The 16,888-nt window shown below is 71.2% G+C and carries 11 protein-coding genes; 4 read left to right on the forward strand and 7 right to left on the reverse strand.

Annotated elements, in window-relative coordinates:
* Nucleotides 1–166: 166 nt before the first annotated feature.
* The 3 genes from ACWEV3_RS24855 to ACWEV3_RS24865 all read left to right on the forward strand — a co-directional run bounded on the left by ACWEV3_RS24855 (nucleotide 167) and on the right by ACWEV3_RS24865 (nucleotide 6,246).
* Complete coding sequence (locus ACWEV3_RS24855; RefSeq protein WP_452616280.1) at nucleotides 167–2,791, forward strand: DEAD/DEAH box helicase; 2,625 nt, start codon at nucleotides 167–169, stop codon at nucleotides 2,789–2,791.
* Between the two features lies 1 nt (nucleotide 2,792).
* Nucleotides 2,793–4,112 (forward strand): SWIM zinc finger family protein, encoded by a 1,320-nt coding sequence (locus ACWEV3_RS24860; RefSeq protein WP_452616220.1) that lies wholly within the window; start codon nucleotides 2,793–2,795, stop codon nucleotides 4,110–4,112.
* A 793-nt stretch (nucleotides 4,113–4,905) separates the two neighbouring features.
* Nucleotides 4,906–6,246: an amino acid permease gene (locus ACWEV3_RS24865; protein WP_452616281.1), complete on the forward strand. Its 1,341-nt coding sequence runs from the start codon at nucleotides 4,906–4,908 to the stop codon at nucleotides 6,244–6,246.
* Nucleotides 6,247–6,373: 127 nt separating this feature from the next.
* Here ACWEV3_RS24865 and ACWEV3_RS24870 read toward each other — a convergent pair whose 3' ends face one another.
* The 6 genes from ACWEV3_RS24870 to ACWEV3_RS24895 form a co-directional block, all read right to left on the reverse strand.
* Nucleotides 6,374–9,313, reverse strand: a complete 2,940-nt coding sequence (locus tag ACWEV3_RS24870) for a BTAD domain-containing putative transcriptional regulator (RefSeq protein WP_452616221.1) — start codon at nucleotides 9,311–9,313, stop codon at nucleotides 6,374–6,376.
* 165 nt (nucleotides 9,314–9,478) lie between these two features.
* Complete coding sequence (locus ACWEV3_RS24875) at nucleotides 9,479–10,450, reverse strand: cutinase family protein (protein ID WP_452616222.1); 972 nt, start codon at nucleotides 10,448–10,450, stop codon at nucleotides 9,479–9,481.
* 241 nt (nucleotides 10,451–10,691) lie between these two features.
* Complete coding sequence (locus ACWEV3_RS24880) at nucleotides 10,692–11,000, reverse strand: response regulator transcription factor (RefSeq protein WP_452616223.1); 309 nt, start codon at nucleotides 10,998–11,000, stop codon at nucleotides 10,692–10,694.
* A gap of 199 nt (nucleotides 11,001–11,199) precedes the next feature.
* On the reverse strand, nucleotides 11,200–12,114 hold the full coding sequence (locus ACWEV3_RS24885; protein WP_452616224.1) for a C39 family peptidase: 915 nt from the start codon (nucleotides 12,112–12,114) through the stop codon (nucleotides 11,200–11,202).
* 850 nt (nucleotides 12,115–12,964) lie between these two features.
* Nucleotides 12,965–13,840, reverse strand: a complete 876-nt coding sequence (locus ACWEV3_RS24890) for an aldo/keto reductase (RefSeq protein ID WP_452616225.1) — start codon at nucleotides 13,838–13,840, stop codon at nucleotides 12,965–12,967.
* A 16-nt stretch (nucleotides 13,841–13,856) separates the two neighbouring features.
* Entirely contained in the window at nucleotides 13,857–15,353 is a 1,497-nt protein-coding gene (locus ACWEV3_RS24895) for an MFS transporter (RefSeq protein WP_452616226.1), read from the reverse strand.
* 131 nt (nucleotides 15,354–15,484) lie between these two features.
* Here ACWEV3_RS24895 and ACWEV3_RS24900 point away from each other — a divergent pair, with 131 nt between their 5' ends.
* The gene (locus tag ACWEV3_RS24900) at nucleotides 15,485–16,402 is read left to right on the forward strand and encodes a LysR family transcriptional regulator (protein ID WP_452616227.1); all 918 of its coding nucleotides are present in this window, start codon (nucleotides 15,485–15,487) and stop codon (nucleotides 16,400–16,402) included.
* Here the strand turns inward: ACWEV3_RS24900 and ACWEV3_RS24905 are convergent.
* On the reverse strand, nucleotides 16,369–16,839 hold the full coding sequence (locus ACWEV3_RS24905; protein ID WP_452616228.1) for a response regulator transcription factor: 471 nt from the start codon (nucleotides 16,837–16,839) through the stop codon (nucleotides 16,369–16,371). The genes ACWEV3_RS24900 and ACWEV3_RS24905 overlap by 34 nt on opposite strands.
* Between the last annotated feature and the right edge of the window lie 49 nt (nucleotides 16,840–16,888).

The raw sequence follows: 16,888 nt of genomic DNA on the forward strand, positions 1-16,888 counted from the left end.
CGCGTTCGTCGTCCACGACCCGGGCGGTGGTCCGCTCCCGGCGGACCTGACCTCGGGAGAACCCGCCGAGCCGGTGGTCACCCTGTTCGAGGACGGCGCGGTCGTCGCTCGTCGAGTGCCTGCCCGCCGGATAGCGGTGGCGCAGGCGTTGCCACTGCTCGTGGCGATGCGAGACGAGCGCGAGGCGCATCCATCGGCGGTCTTCCACTCCGCCGCGGCGGTGCTGGCATTGCACCTGGTCGCCCGTGGCCGCGTGCTGCCCGGCGTCTCGCCGGACGGGGTCGATGCCTGGCGGATCGGGCCGTTCGACATCGCCGACGTCGAACGGCTCCGCGCGCTGGCCGCCGCGATGCCGGCGAGCGCGCGAGCGATTCCGCTGGATCCGGCAGCCGAACCGCTCGTGCTGCCGGATCCCGAGCGGCTGTTGCGCGGGGTCCTCGACGCGGTCGCCGACACGATGCCGCGCACGCCCGGCGCGGTGTGGCTCACGGGCGATCCGCGCTACGCCGCCGACGAGCACACGGCGGCCGACGAAGACCTCCGCGAGTGGGCGCGGCAGGTTGCCGTGGGCGTGGACGCCGGGCTCCGGGTCGCGTTGCGCCTCGAAGTCCGCGGTGAGCTCGGCAGGAGCCCGTTCACGGCAGTGGTCCGGCTTCGGAACCTCGCCGATCCGACGCAGGTCGTGGACGCCGAGGCGCTGTGGGCGGGGGAGGGCCACGGGTTCGGCGAGCGCGCGACGTTCGAGGCCATGCTCGCGCTGCGCCGCGCCGCCCGGATCTGGTCGCCGCTGGAGAGCCTGCTCGCCGAGGCCGAGCCGGTCGAGCTGGAACTGGTCGACGAGGACGTCGAAGACCTGCTCGGCGGTGCCGAGGAGCGGTTGGCGACGGCCGGGATCGACATCGAGTGGCCGCCGGAACTGTCCCGGGAGCTCAACGCCCGGGTCGTCGTGGCGGCGCCCGGCGAGCAGCCCGAGGACGTCGCCGCCTTCCTGCGCGAGTCCTCGCCGCTGCCGCTGAGCTGGCAGCTCACGCTCGCCGGTGAGCCGCTCGCGGACGTCGAGATGGACGTCGTGGCCAAGAGCGGGCCGGTGGTGCGGTTGCGTGAGCAATGGCTGCTGGTGGAGCCAGAACTGGCGCGCAAGGCGCGCGAACGGGCCCTGCCGCCGGTGCGCGCGTACGAAGGCCTCGGCATCGCGTTGATCGGCAGCGCGGAACTGCGTCCACCGCAATTTCCATTGAAATTGGACCTTCAATTTCAATGGAAATTGCGGAGCAACGAAGGCGTGCGCGTCGAAGCCGTCGCGTCCGGCTGGCTGGGCGCGCTGGTGGAGCAGGTGGCGGATCCCGACGGCGGCCCCGAGCCGCTCGGCCAACCCGAGGCGCTGCACGGCACGCTGCGCGACTACCAGCAGCGGGGTCTTCGGTGGCTGCGCCGGATGACCGCGTTGGGGTTCGGCGGCTGCCTCGCCGACGACATGGGCCTGGGCAAGACGATCATGCTGATCGCGCTGCACCTGCGCCGGGTGGCGGACCCGGCGACGGCGGGCGCGACGCTCGTCGTCTGCCCCGCGTCGTTGCTGGGCAACTGGGAGCGGGAGATCGAGAAGTTCGCCCCGGGCACGCCCGTGCGCCGGTTTCACGGGGCCTCGCGGTCGCTGGCCGGGCTCGACGGTGGCTTCGCGCTCACCACCTACGGCACCATGCGCGTCGACGCGGCGGCCCTGGCCGGGCACCACTGGGGGATGCTGGTCGCCGACGAGGCGCAGCACGTCAAGAACCGGTTGAGCGGTACGGCCAAGGCGTTGCGCGAGATCCCCGCGTCCGCGCGGGTCGCGATGACCGGTACACCGGTGGAGAACAACCTCGCCGAGCTGTGGGCGATCCTCGACTGGACCACGCCCGGTCTGCTCGGCCGGATCGGCGATTTCCGGTCAGGGTGGGCGCGTTCGGTCGAGGAGGATCGGGACAACCCCACCGCGCAACGGCTTTCCCGACTTGTGCGGCCATTCCTGTTGCGGCGCCGCAAGTCCGACCCGGGAATCGCCCCCGAGCTGCCGCCGAAGACCGAGACCGACCACGTCGTCGCGCTCACGCCGGAGCAGGTCGCGCTCTACGAGCGCGTGGTGCGGGAGGTGCTGGCCGAGATCCGGGACAGCAGGACCGAGATCGCCCGCCGCGGTCTGGTGCTCAAGCTGCTGGTCGGCCTCAAGCAGGTGTGCAACCACCCGGCGCACTACCTGAAGGAGAGCACCGGTCCCTCGGCCGCTCGCTCGGAGAAGCTGCAGCTGCTGGACGAACTGATCGATACCATCCTCGCCGAGGGTGGCGCGGTGCTCGTGTTCACCCAGTACGTGCAGATGGCCAGGCTGCTGGAGAAGCACCTGGCGGACCGCGGCGTGCCCGCCCAGCTGCTGCACGGCGGCACCCCGGTGGTCCGCCGCGACGAGATGGTGCGCCGGTTCCAGGCGGGTGAAGTGCCGGTCTTCCTGTTGTCGCTGAAGGCGGCCGGCACCGGTCTCAACCTCACCCGCGCCGATCACGTCGTGCACTACGACCGCTGGTGGAACCCCGCGGTCGAGGAGCAGGCGACCGACCGCGCGTACCGGATCGGCCAGACCAAGCCGGTCCAGGTGCACCGCCTGATCGCTGGGGGAACGCTGGAGGAACGCATCGCCGTGCTGCTGGAGGGCAAGAAGGAGCTGGCCGACGCCGTCCTCGGCGGCGGCGAAGCCGCGCTCAGCGAGCTTTCCGACGCCGAGCTGCGGCGGCTGGTCGAGTTGAGGAGCGCCTGACGTGTCCGGTTACGACGACTTCCTGCTCGGCTTCGACGACGAGGACGAGGAGGACGCGGCCGACGTGGTCGATCCGCACCGGCGTGCGGTCACCTTCCCCGCGTTCCCGCCGGGCAGGCGGTACGGCAAGAAGTTCGCCGACACCTGGTGGGGCAACGCCTGGATCGAGGCGATGGAGGACACCGCGCTCGACCCGGAGCAGCTCAAGAAGGGCCGCAAGTACGCGTTCGCCGGCCAGGTGGGCGCGATCACCATCAGCCCCGGCCGCATCTCGGCCCCGGTGCACGACGGCGACCACTACCGCCCGCACACCACGATGATCGGGTTCCGCGAGCTGTCCGGCGCCGGCTGGGACCGGTTCCTGGACAGGGTCGCGGGCAATGCCGGGCACATCGCCGCGCTGCTCGACCGCGACATGCCGCGCGACCTGGTCCGAGCGGCCGACGACGCGGACGTGCGCCTGCTCCCGGGCTACGGCGATCTCGATCCCGAGTGCGGTTGTCCCGGTTGGGACAGCCCGTGCCGGCACGCGGCCGCCTTGGCCTACCAGGTTTCCTGGCTGCTCGACCGGGATCCGTTCGTGCTGCTGCTGGTGCGAGGGCGGGGCGAGGACGAGCTGACCGAGGAGTTGCACCGGCGCAACGCCCGCCGCGCCGTGGACGCGAGCGCTGCTGCCTCGGCGGCGGGAACGCTTGCGGCGGAGGCGTGGTCGGCCCAACCGCCGGCCTTGCCCGACCCGCCGGGGCCGGTGTCGGCGGCTCCGCTGGACCTGGCGTCTTTGCTGGCGGACGTTGAAGAGGCGCCGGTCGCTGCGGTCGCGATCGCCGTGCTCGCCGCGGATGCGGCGGACCGGGCGCGTTCGATGCTTGCGGGTGCACCCGTGGACGAGCCGGATCAGTGGACCGACGCGGTGCGGCTCGCCGCCCGGGCCGACCGGGACGACCTGACCGGACGAGCGGGCCGCGCCGCTGCCCGGCCGGCGGACTTCACCCGCGCCGTGCGCGCCTGGAAACTGGCCGGGAAGAGCGGCCTAGCAGCGCTGGAAGATGCGTGGACGCCGCCCCGCGAAGCATCGGCCCGCGCCCGGCTGGAGATCGACGAAGCATGGCGGGACGTCGGCCTCGGCGAACCGCCGGAGGCGCGCGCGTGGCGCAACAGGTGGACGCTCGGGGATCACGGGGTGCAGCTGCGCCTCGGCCAGGACGGTCTTTGGTATTCCTTCCGCGCCGATGGGAAGGGGTGGGCCCTCGCCGGTCCGCCCGTGCAGGACGTCGCCGAAGCGCTTGCGGAACTGCTGGCCGGCGCCAGGGGCGGGGCCTGACCAGGCGCGTCGGCGAGCTCCGCTGCGTGCCGCCCGATTCCTGACAAGCCACAGTGGACAGTTGACGTGCGGCGGGTCGGAAATCGCGCGATCGCAGCGGTTCTCGGCCGAATGGTCTGCACCAAATTCGCGTCGGGGGCATGGCGTCGACGGTCAGTCGTGTGCCCGGTGGGACTTCGGTGTCGATCGATGTCCCTATTCATGGGTCTTGCGTGCAATCCTTGATCCGCTCGATGTCCGGGGCGGGGCGGAGTTCTGTCTGTTTCCCCACGTTTCGGTGCTCTACCGTTTCTGAAACGTTGTCTCCAAGTCGGCCGCAGCGGCCGGGTTCCGGCCCGAAAGCCGTTCGATCGCAGGAACGTTCGCGATTCGGCCGCGCGCCAAGAAGACGCAGGTCCGGGTGCGTGCGGAGGCTCCTCGTCGAGCCTTCGCGGCACGTCATCCGTGCGGGCTGGCTCGCCGGAAACGGCCCGGGGCAAAAGGTTCCGAACACTACCACCGCGTAGGGCGTAGATCGCAGGTGCTCCGCAGGTTGCCCTTTTGGGAAGTGAAGGTTTCGTGGACTCGACTTGGGTCTGCACGGCTGGTGGAATGCGCCGAACAGCTGGCTCGTGGGCTCTGCCGGGAACCGCTCGCTTGGCGGGCAACCCGCTGCGTTCCGGCGGAGTCCTCAAATCGGAGACGAGGATCAGTGACGCAAATCCTGCAAGGCGACGGCGAGCGCAGTGCTCAGGCGCCCGTCGACGCCGGTGACGAGGGGTACAGCAAGGCCCTCAAAGCCAGGCACATCAACATGATCGCGATCGGCGGCGCCATCGGCACGGGCCTGTTCATGGGCGCGGGCGGGCGGCTGGCGACGGCCGGGCCCGCGCTGGCGATCGCCTACGCCGTGTGCGGCGTGTTCGCGTTCTTCGTGGTGCGTGCGCTGGGCGAGCTGATCCTGTACCGGCCTTCCTCGGGCGCGTTCGTGTCCTACGCGCGCGAGTTCATGGGGGAGAAGGGCGCTTACGTCGCCGGCTGGATGTACTTCGTGAACTGGGCGACCACCGGCATCGCCGACATCACCGCGATCGCCCTGTACGCGCACTACTGGTCGCTGTTCAGCCCGGTGCCGCAGTGGGTGCTGGCGCTGATCGCGCTGGCGGTGGTGCTCACGCTGAACCTGGTGTCGGTCAAGGTCTTCGGCGAGATGGAGTTCTGGTTCGCCATCATCAAGGTCGGCGCGCTGGTGCTGTTCATGGGCGTCGCGATCGTGCTGCTGGTGCTGGGCGACCCGATCGCGGGGCACCAGCCGGGCTTCAGCCTGATCGCCGATCACGGCGGGATCCTGCCGAACGGCCTGATCCCGCTGGTGCTCGTGGTGCAGGGCATCGTGTTCGCCTACTCGGCCGTCGAGCTGGTCGGCGTCGCGGCGGGCGAGACGGAGAACCCCGCGAAGATCATGCCCAAGGCGATCAACTCGATCATGTGGCGGATCGCCATCTTCTACTGCGGCTCGGTCGTGCTGCTGTCGCTGCTGCTGCCCTTCAGCGCCTACCAGAAGGGCGAAAGCCCGTTCGTCACGGTGCTTTCCGGCATCGGCGTCCCGTGGGCCGGCGACGTGATGAACCTCGTGGTGCTCACGGCCGCGATGTCCAGCCTGAACTCCGGGCTGTACTCCACCGGCCGGATCCTGCGGTCGATGTCGGCGGCCGGATCGGCGCCGAAGTTCACCGGCCTGATGAATCGCAGCCAGGTGCCCTACGGCGGCATCCTGCTCACCGGCGCGGTGTGCGTGCTCGGCGTCGGCCTCAACATCGTGGTGCCCGGTGACGCGTTCGAGATCGTGCTGAACTTCGCCGCGGTCGCCATCATCACCACCTGGTCCATGATCGTGCTGTGCCACCTGCTGTTCGTGCGCAAGGCCAAGTCCGGCGCGGTGGAGCGGCCGTCCTACCGGCTGCCGGGCGCGCCGGTCACGCAGATCGCGACCTTGGCGTTCCTGGCGTCGGTGGTGGTGCTGATGTGGTTCGACGTCCCGGCCGGGCGGCTGACGCTGCTGTGCGTGCCGGTGCTGGTCGTGATTCTGGTGATCGGCTGGTTCGCCGTCCGCAAGCGCGTGGACACCACCAAGGCGCTCGGCGAGAAGGTCTGAGCAACGGCAGGAGCGGGAGCGGTCGAGGACCGCTCCCGCTCCTGCGTTTCGAGCAGTGAAACCCAACAGTCTCTTGTGGACAAGGGCGCAGGCCCGAATTCTGCTCCCTGCCAGGGCGGGACGACGGCTATCCGCCGATGTCGCGCAACTGGGGGCCGCAGCGGGCCAGGCCGCGGAGTGCTCGCGCCCTGGCGACCGGGCTCGGGGCGCTCTCGGTCAGCTCGACCGCGGCCAGGAACTGCTTCCTGGCGTCTGAAGGGCGGCCCGCCGCGAGGTAGGCGTCGCCGAGGTGGTTGCGGATCTCGATCGTGGTTTCGACCGCGTCGGCGTCGACGGCGTCCAACGCGGCGAGATGCCGGGCGATCGCGGTGTCCAGGTCGCCGGACTGCTCCGCCACGGTGCCCAGGTGGGTCAGCGCGAATCCGCGGATCAGGACATCACCGGTTCGCTGCGCGAGGTCCAGCGCCTCGGCGAGCACCTCGCCCGCCTCCTGCGTGGCGCCGACCCGGCACAGCTGCTCGCCGAGCGCGCACACGGTCATCGTGCGCATCCGCGGATCGTCCAGCTCGGCCGCGATCACCGCCGCGGCGCGCAGCTGTTCCAACGCGACGTCGTGCCGGCGCAGCTGGCCGTGGAGCATTCCGAGGTTGGACAGCATGAGGATCCGGAGGCGGTCGTAGCCGAGGTCTTCGGCGACGCCCAGCGCCCGCGTCAGGTACCCGGCGGCCTCGTCGTGCCGGCCCAGGGACCTGGCCGCGGCGCCCAGCCCGCCGAGCGCCCTGGTCTGGCCCTCCTTGTCGTCCAGCGCCCGGTACCCGGCGAGGGCCTTCTCGAAGCAGTTCCATGCCTGCTGGTAGGCGCCGCGCATGCCGTGCACGTTCGCCAGGCTCGTCCACAGTGGAGCGGTCCGCTGCGGATCGGTTTCGGCGGCGAGCACGCACTCGTGCATCCGGCGGGCATCGGAGAACCAGGTCCGCATGGTGTACGGGTCCACGACGGCGGAGGTGATCCGCCCGGCCGCCGCCAGGTGGCCGGTTCGCGCGGCGTGCTCGACCAGCTCCAGCAGCGTCACCCGGCATCCGGTCAGCCACTCCGCGGCGCTTTCGGCGTCGGTGAACGGGAATCCGCCCCGGTCGTCCGGATCCGGTTCACCGGTCAGCAGGACCCTGGTGCGGCGGGTCGCCCGCTGGTAGTGGTCCAGCACCCGTTCCAGTGCTCCCGGCTCCGGCGCGGCCTCGGCCAGCCCGCGGGCGTAGTCGGTCGCCAGGTCGTGCAGCCGGTACCGGTCGATCGCCGCCACGTCGAGCAGGCCGGCGTCGACGATCCGCTCCAGCAGGTGCCCGGCCGCCGGCGGTGCGACGTCGGCGAGCGCTGCGACGCAGTACTGGTCCGGTGCGATACCAGGAATCTCGCCCAGCAGGCGGAAGATCCGTTGCTCGGCCGCGGGCAGCCGGCTGTAGGACAGGGCGAACGCCGCCTCGATGCTTCGGTCGCCGACCGAGAGCTCGGACAGCCTGCGATTGCCGTCCGCGAGCCGGCTCGCCAGGTGCGCGAAGGTCCACGCCGGTCGGCTGCGCATTCGGGCCGCGACGATGCGGAGCGCCAGCGGCAGGCCTCCGCACGCCCGCACGACATCGCGCACGGCGTCCGGCTCGGCCTCCGCCCTGGACACGCCGATGAGCCTGGACAGCAGGGCGGTTGCGTCGTCGTCGCCGAGCGCGTCCAGGGTGACCTGGTGGTCGACGTCGAGGTCGACCAGCCTGGTCCGGCTGGTCACCAGCACCCGGTTGCCGCCCCCGCCCGGCAGCAGCGGGCGGACCTGCTCGGCTGACGCGGCGTTGTCAAGCACGACCAGCAGTCGGGCGTCGGCGGTCGCGGCGCGCCACACCGCGGCCCGCTCGTCGACGTCGTCCGGCACATCCCGGTCCGCCACGCCGATCGTGCGCAGCAACCGGCCGAGCGCGTCCGCCGGACCGAGCGGCGACCGGCCTGCCGTGTGCCCGTGCAGGTCGAGGAACAGCGCGCCATCGGGGTAGGCCGGGCGCAGCCGGTGGGCGAGGTAGACGACCAGCGCCGACTTCCCGACCCCGGCGATGCCGTCGACGGCGACCAGGTGCGGTGCGCCATCGGCACGCGGCGACAGGTGCTCGGTGAGCGCGGAGATCTGGTCCGCTCTGCCTTCCAGGCGGACGTTGTCGGGCGGCAGCTCGACGCGGCCTGCGCCGCGCCGCACGGGCGGAGCGACCCGCTCGCCGAGACCGATCGTGACGTCGTCCTCGCGCAGCACGGCTTGGTGCAGCGCGCGAAGCTCGTGCCCCGGTTCCACGCCGAGGTCCCGCACCATGCGATCGCGCAGATTCCGGTAGTCCTGCAGCGCGTCGGCCACCCAGCCACCGCCGTACCGGGCCCGCATCAGCAGCGCCACGCTCGGCTCGTCGTAGGGGTGCTCCGCGATGAGTGCGCTCAGCGCGTCGATGGCGGCGGAGTGCCGGCCGCCGCGGATCCACAGACCCGCGAGCTGTCGCCGCGCGGTGAGGCCGCGATCGAGCAGCCGCTGCCGTTCGGCCGCCGCGTGGCCGCCGGGCAGCCCTGCCAGCGGTTCCCCGTCGAGCAGCGCCGTGGCGCTGGTGAGCGCGGCTTCGGCGTCCACCTGCCGGTCGGCGGCCAGCGCTGCGGTCGCCCGGTCCACCAGGGAGTCGAACTCGGCGGCGTCCAGGTGTGCGGATGCGGTGATCTGGTAGCCGGCCCCGTGCCGCCGGATGACGTCGTCGGTCGCCCCGGCGGCGCGGAACGCGGCGCGCAGCCGGTAGAGGTAGACGGAGACGACGTTGGAACCGCTGGCCGGCGGCTCCTTGCCCCAGATCGCCCCGAGCAGCTCGTCCGCCGTCCGCATCGCGTTGCGGTTGAGCAGGAGCGCGGCGAGCACCGCCTGCTGGCGGACCGGGCCGAGCCCCACCGGCTCGTCGCCGCACCAGGCCCGCAGCGGCCCGAGGACGGCGAACCGCAGCGCGGGACTGCCCTCGTCGCTGGCGATCGCGCCCTCCTTCGACCGGACGAGGTCGCTCACCCGAGCGACGGCGTTCCATCGGCGCACACCCTATCCGCCCGGCCCGCCGCACGGAGGCGATCACGCGCCGGGGGAGAGCCGGTGGAGTTCGCCGCCAGGACGCGCACCCGTGGCCCGCGTCCAGAACGACGCGGGCCACGGAGATCGGTTCCTCGATCGGCAGGGTCAGTAGCCGGCACCGGCTTCCTGCAGCGCCTGCCAGAACCCGTGGACGATCTGGTCACCGGGCAGGCCGAACGAATTCAGCACGTTCGTCCAGGCAATGGTGTCTCCGGACTGCGTGAGACCGTCCATCACGCCCTTGTAGATCTCGTTGTCGTTCAGCATTTCCCGGGGCATCGGGGCCGGGAAGGCGGCCGGGCCCCAGGTGATCGGCGCGGACGGCGGCAGCAGCAGGTGCCCGGCGTTCGCGAAGTTGGCCGGCCTGGCCCAGAAGCTCCGGTTCGGATCCGCGTCGCCGTAGGCGCCGTGCGCGGTGTTGAGCCGCTGCAGCTGACCGGAGAACGCCTGCGCGTTGGAGATCGGGTTCGCGGCGTTGCAGACGACGTCGTCCTCCCGGCAGATGCTCGCCACCTCGATGTCGCGGAAGTCGCGCGGTCCGGGGGTGTGCATGCCCGGGCCGTCCGGGGCGACCGACATGATGCCGCCGGAGGGCCCCTGCACGCCGGTGTCGGCGACGCCGCGGCGCGGATCGGCGATCAGCACGGCGTTGACCAGGTGGTGCGGGACCTCGTCCTTGCTCGCCAGCAGCTCGGTCGCGTCGCCGGAGATCAGCGCGCCGAACGAGTAGCCGACGAGGGTGATCCCCGACCCCGGGCAGGCGCGGTGGAAGTCGACAACCCGCTTCTCCAGCGCCGGGGCCGCCACCCGGCGCGTGTTGTCCAGGCTGTGCGGGTGCACGCCCGGGACGATCCCGTCCTCGTACCGGAACTTCTCCATCTGCGCCCCGGCGGGCACGGCCGTCCCGGCGTCGTCCCAGGTCCGGCCGGTCAGCCCCCGGCCCCTGCCGTCGGTCAGGAGGTAGAGATGACCGCAGTCCGCCGTCGCCGCCGGTTCCGGCGCGGCCGCCGCGATCTCGACACCACTCAGACCCGCGGCCAGTGCGACGCCCGCCAGCGCCAGGCACGTCTTCTTCACCAATCGCATGGAATGCCTTTCCATCTGCGCGCGGCATCGACCGCACATTCCGCGGAAAGTGCGCGCGCCGCGCTGAGGAGGAACGAAAACGGTTGAACCGGGCCCGGATACGGTGAGCATGATCGTCGGGCGGCGATCACGGGGTCAACCCGGATCAGGCGGGAAATCCATTCGCGCCACCGGATTTCATCGCCATTTCATCGACGCCGGAAACGGGCGCCCGGAAATTCGCAGGAACGGGCTACGGCTCGATGAGCCCGGTCCGGATGGCGTAGCGGGTGAGTTCGAGGCGGTCCCTCAGCCCGAGCTTCTGCAGCAGGTTGGCGCGGTGCCGTTCGACCGTCTTGATGCTGATCACGAGCAGGTCGGCGATCTCCCTCGACGAGTGGCCCTCGGCGACCAGCTTGAGGATCTCCTCCTCGCGGCGGGTGATGACCCGGGTGCTCGACTCCTCGTCGGCGGCGTGGTCGAGGTAGTTGCGGATCAGCGCCGTGATCGCGCCGGGGTAGATCGGCTTCTGGGAGTTCACCAAGTACGGCCTCGTGGTCACCGCGGTGACCATCGCGCTGGCCACGCTCTACGTCTGGCTGCGGTACTTCGCGCTGTAGGCGGTCAGCCGGTGCCAGCGGGAGGCACCGGCACAGCCGCCCGGGTGAGGGGGTGCAGCGGGCGTCGGCTGGCCCGGCGCAGCACATGACGAAGGCCCGCCGGGGGAGCGGCGGGCCTTCATCGGTGATGGGTGCTGTCCGTCAGGCGGCGTAGCCCTTGGGCTGGATCAGCGAAGCGAGCTGGTCGAGGCTCAGCCAGTAGTCCTCGATCCCGCTGAACCGCGCCGGGTCGGAGATGTGCACCGTCTTGTCCGCCGCGTTGTAGCCGACGATCGCCACGTAGTGGTAGATCGTCTGGCTCGACGGGTAGCCGGGCGGCTGGTTGCCGGGCGCCGCGACGATGTTGGCCACCATCGCCTTGCCGTCGGTGACGTTGCGAACGGTGTCCGACCACAGCTGCTCGGTCATCTCCGGCGTCAGCGAGCGGTCGCTCCAGTCCCGGGCGACGTACTGGGTGCCGGTACCCGCGAGCTGCTTGTTGAGCCCGTCGACGACCTGGCCGATGGTGTCCGTGCCGTTCTCGGTGGTGCCGAGTTCGGCGGCCATCGTGCTCTGGTCCGGCAGCGCGTCGGTCTTGCTGGACAGCGCGATGCGGGCCGCCGTGGGGCCGCACCAGTAGCTGGTCTTCTGCGCCTGGTAGTCGACGTCGAGGGACTTGGTGACCGGCGGCGGGGCGACCGCCGGGGCAGGGGCGGCCGGAGCCGGGGGAGCGGCGGGGGCCTGCGGGGCCGCCGGGGCCGCTGGGGCTGGGAGAGCGGCCGGGGCTTCGGGGGCGGCCTGGGCTGCGGGAGCCGGGGCGACGGCCGGGGCCAGCGGAGCTTCGTTGTCGACGGGCCGGATCTGCACGGGGTGCGGGGCGGCCTGCTCCGGGCCCGCGCCGGCCAGCAGCGGCTGACCGACCATCACGAGCGCGCCACCAGCGACGACCACCGGGAGCACCTTGCCGGACACCTTGCCGAGGCTGGCGGTACCGCCCGCCTTCGGGCCGAACTTGTCAACGAGTGCGCGGACTGCGGCCTTCGGGGTGCGGCCGCCCGCGTTGCCATGCTTGTGCACGTGCGCCTTTCCGGGTCGGGGAAGATCCGGGCACCACCGCCGGGGTGCGGTGGCCTCTCGGGGCGAGGCGTCGTGACCGGACCGTGATGTACAGCCACTAGCAACGTAACTAAGGGTCACCGTATCTTCAACGTGTCACCTGATCAGGTCAGCATTGGACCTCGAGTTGACTCCGCTCCGTAGTGGTTGGCGCTGATCGGTCGATAACTCCCCGGCAATTCCCGGAAGCGGCCGCCCGGGATCCCGTGCCATCAACGCCGCTGGCGACATTTGCACTGGTGAGGAGCCTGGGAAACCGTCGCGCGGAGAGGGGTGAAGACGCCGGCCCCCGGGCTCGCCCGGGCCGAGATCGGCTTCTCGCGAGCCGGCCCGCGAAGATCGGACAAAATGCGGTCGTGAGCCTGGGCACAGGGACCGCGGTGACCGGTCGGGCCGGCAAGCGCCGGCATGCGTTCGCCCGGAGTAGCGCCGGGCTCACCACGGGCCGGGCCTGGGTGCGGCCGGGTTCTCGGTGGCCCAGGCCACGTGGCCGTCCGGCCGGATCGGAGCGAGTACGCGCCGGGCCCTCGGCCACCGCCTCGGCTGCGTCGCTGACTCCAGTGACGCGGTGCCGGCGGAGGATCCTCGTCGTTCAACGGTCGTGACCCGGTGCGCCGCGCGCTGCGGTTGCAGCCGGCTTCGAAAACGGGATGCGCGCGAAACCATGGCGCGGCGCCGACTCATGTTGCCGTGCAAGGGAATCGTCCGCCGGACGGCGATGAGCCCCGCGCCTGGGGGGAAGGGGCGCGGGGCTCATCGCCGTCCGCATCAGGACGGTTCAGGTGGCCTCAGGGCCGTGCCGGAGGGGCCGTCACGCGATGTTGTCGAGTGCGCTCAGGTCTTCCTCGGAGAGCCGGAGGACGGCGGCTGCGCAGTTCTCCGCCAGGTGTTCCAGGGAGGCGGTGCCCGGGATGGGGAGCATGGCGGGAGAGCGGTGCAGCAGCCAGGCCAGCGCCAGCTGCGATGGCGTCGCGCCGGTCCGGCGCGCGATCGCCTCCAGCGGGCCGCCGGGCCGGGCCAGTGAACCGGTGGCCAGCGGGAACCACGGGATGAAGCCGATCCCTTCGCGTTCGCAGTGGTCCACCACCTTGTCGTGCTCGCGGTCGGCCACGTTGTAGCGGTTCTGCACGGTCGCGATCTCGACCACTCGGCGGGCGCGTTCGATCTCCTCGACGCTGACCTCGGACAACCCGATGTGGCGGATCTTGCCCTCGTCGCGCAGCTCCTTCAACGCCCCCAGCGACTCCTCGACCGGGATCTGCGGGTCGATGCGGTGCAGCTGGTAGACGTCGATGGTCTCCACGCCGAGCTTGCGCAGGCTGCCCTCCACGCCCTGGCGCAGGAACTCCGGCGAACCGTTCGGCGTCAGCTGCCGGACGCTCGGCCGGTGGATGCCGCCCTTGGTGGCGATCACCAGTTCTTCCGGGTACGGGTGCAGGGCCTCGCGGATCAGTTCCTCGGACACGTCGGGGCCGTACGCCTCGGCGGTGTCGATCAGGTTCACGCCGAGGTCCGCCGATCGGCGCAGCACCTCGATCGAGTTGTCCCGGTCTTCCGGCGGACCCCAGATGCCGGGGCCGACGATGCGCATCGCGCCGAATCCGAGCTGGCGGACGGCCAGCTCGTCGCCGATGCGGAACGTTCCGCTGTGCTCGACCGGCCGGGAGGAAGTGGTGGGTTGCGTCATGGTGGGTCTCCTGATTTCAGTGCACGGCAGTGGTGTCGGAGGCGCTCTCCGGCGCTGGGACGTGCCCGGGGGCTTCGCGCCGGCTGGTCAGCAGCGGGACGAGCGCCAACGCCAGCACGGCCAGGACCGGCTGCGCGACCAGGGCGGCGATGAACGCCTGGCTGTAGGCCGCCGGCGCGGTGTCGGCGCCGAGGACGGTGAAGAACACCAGCCCGATCACGGTGACCCCGAACGCCATGCCGACCTGCATGATCGTCTGGATGACGCCGGAGGCCGCGCCCGCGTCCTTCTCCGGGACGTCCACCAGCACCGCCGCCACCAGCGGGCTCATCCCCAGGCCCTGGCCGAGGCCGATCACCGCCATCGACGGTGCCAGCATCCAGCCGGTCATGCCGGCGCCCGCGTTGATCGCCGTGAACAGGATGGCGACGTTGCCGAGGACGTTGATGGCGTAGCCGAGGCTCAGCACGTGGTTGCCCAGCCTGGGCTGCAACTTCGGGGCGAGCAGCGAACCGATGGTGAACGTCGCCGCCAGCGGGGTGAAGGTGAGGCCCGCGTACAGGGCGGTGTGACCGAGACCGGCCTGGAGTTGCAGCGGCAGCAGGAAGAACAGGCCGCTGTTGCCCGCGAAGAACAGGAGAGCGATCGCGTTTCCCGCGCTGAAGCTGCGGATCTTGTACAGCTGCGGCGGCACCAGCGGTGAGTTGTCGCGGTTGGCGACCCGCCGCTCCCACAGCAGGAAGAGGACCAGCGCCGGGACGGCCAGGACCAGCAGCGTGATGATCCACGACGGCCAGCCCAGCTCGCGACCCTGGATCAGCGGGAAGATCAGCAGCACCAGCGTGACCGTCAGCAGGCCGACGCCCAGCGAATCCAGCCGTGCCTTGGCGGTGTCGGCGAGCTTCGGCAGGGTGGCGGCGGCGATCGCGATGGCGATCAGCCCGACCGGCACGTTGATCAGGAAGATCGGCCGCCAGGTCAGGCCGAACAGGTTCGCGCCGATCAGCACGCCGCCGATGAGCTGGCCCGCGATGGAGGCGAGCCCGATCGTCGCACCGAACACGCTGAACGCCTTGGCGCGTGCGCGACCGGTGAACGCCAGCTGCAGGATGGACAGCACCTGCGGGTAGAAGATGGCTGCGCCGAGCGCCTGCACGATGCGGAACACGATCAGCAGCGCGGGATTGGGCGCCAGCCCGCAGGCCAGCGATGCCAGCGTGAACAGGCCGCTGCCCAGGAGGAACATCTTGCGGTGCCCGAAGATGTCGCCGAGCCGCCCGCCGGTCACCAGCACCACGCCGTAGACCAGGATGTACCCGCCGATGATGAGCTGTACCTCGGCGAAGCTCGCACCGAGTTCGTCGCGGATGGCCGGGGTGGCGACGTTGACGATGAAGTCGTTGAGCATGGACAGGAACGTGCCGGTCATCACCGCGACGAGCATCAGCCACTGCTGGGCGGAGAGCTTCCCGGCCTCGGCCGGCGCGGTGCCCGGGGACTTGGGCGGTGCCATGGACGTTCAACCTTTCGGATTAAGGACTTCGTTCGTGCTTTCGTGATCGAGAATCGGCTCGAACGGGCCGGGGAACAACGCCGAACTGCGGTATGTTCGCTAAGGCACGGTTAACGATGGAGGTGATCGGGGTGGAGTTCCGCGAACTGGAAACCTTCCTGGTGCTGGCGGAGGAACTGCACTTCGGGCGCACCGCCGAACGGCTCCACGTGTCTCCGCCGCGGGTCACCCAGAACCTCCAGTCCCTGGAACGCCGCATCGGGGGAAGGCTGTTCGACCGCACCAGCCGCCGCGTCGCGCTCACCCCGCTGGGCAAGCAGTTCTGGCAGGACGTCAAGGACGCCTACCGGCAGCTGGACCGCGCGGTCGAACAGGCTTCCGCCACCGCGCGCGGTATCGACGGCGTCCTCCGGGTGGGCTTCCTCGGCTCCGGTGCGAACGAGTGGACTGCCGAACTGGTGACCGAGTTCCGCACCCAGCACCCCGGCTGCGAGCTGCGGATGACCGAGGTGCACTGCGCCGACCCGCTCGGCCCGCTGCGCATCGGCGACGTGGACGCGCTGATCACCAGGTTGCCCGTGGCGGAGCCGGACCTGACGGTGGGGCCGGTGCTGCTGTCGGAGCCGAGGATGCTCGCGGTACCGGTCAACCACCCGTTCGCCGGGCGTTCCTCCGTGTCGGTGGAGGACCTGGCCCGGGTGGAGGTCATCGACGTGGTGGGCCCGGCACCGGATTACTGGTGGGAGTTCCACGTCCCGACCACGACGCCGGGCGGCCAGCCGATCAACCGCCGCCAGGCCGTGCGCACCTTCCAGGAGCTGCTGACCGCGATCGCCAACGGTCAGGGCGTGTCGCCGGTGGTCGAATCGGTGTCCCGGTACTACGCGCGCCCGGACATCGCGCTCGTGCCGCTGCGCGACATGCCGGACTCCGAGGTCGCGCTGGTGTGGCGCACGGCGGGGGAAACGGCTCGGGTGCGGGCGTTCGCAGAAGCCGCCGAGCGCGTTGTGATCACTCACGACGACGAGAAGGTGCTCCGCTTGGCGTGACGCCGCCCGCCGCGGATCTCGGCGAGCTGCGCGGCCAGTCCGGCCTGCAACCGGGATTCCAGGCCGAGCTTCGTCAGCACCTGGGCGACGTGGCTCTTCACCGTGCGCTCGGAGATGCCCAGCCGGCGCGCGATGGACCGGTTGGACAGTCCCGCGCCGAGCAGCGCGAACACGTCGGACTCGCGCGGGCTTAGCAGTTCGACGCGTTCCACCGCCGACTGCCACGGGTGCCCTTCGGCCGCGTCCGGCGGCGCGGTCTCCTGCTCGACCACGGCCGCATCGACCAGCACGAGATCGGCCCGCCCCCGGCGGCAGTACGCCCAGGCGCTCGCCAGGTCGTGGGTGTCCGCGACGACCTGCGCATCCGGCCGGTCCGCCACCAGCTCGGCCAACCCGGCCCGGCTCAGGCTCCGATCGCTCACGACGACCACGCGCATTCCGCAACTCCCGATTCCGTTCTGAGAACGGCGATTCCCGCGTTCTCCC

The organism is Saccharopolyspora sp. NPDC003752 (assembly GCF_053605825.1).

Coding starts and splice junctions, on each gene's coding strand:
- ACWEV3_RS24855 (WP_452616280.1), top strand. CDS start 167: ATGCGAGACGAGCGCGAGGCGCATCCATCGGCGGTCTTCCACTCCGCC.
- ACWEV3_RS24865 (WP_452616281.1), top strand. CDS start 4,906: ATGATCGCGATCGGCGGCGCCATCGGCACGGGCCTGTTCATGGGCGCG.
- ACWEV3_RS24890 (WP_452616225.1), bottom strand. CDS start 13,840: ATGACGCAACCCACCACTTCCTCCCGGCCGGTCGAGCACAGCGGAACG.
- ACWEV3_RS24895 (WP_452616226.1), bottom strand. CDS start 15,353: ATGGCACCGCCCAAGTCCCCGGGCACCGCGCCGGCCGAGGCCGGGAAG.
- ACWEV3_RS24905 (WP_452616228.1), bottom strand. CDS start 16,839: ATGCGCGTGGTCGTCGTGAGCGATCGGAGCCTGAGCCGGGCCGGGTTG.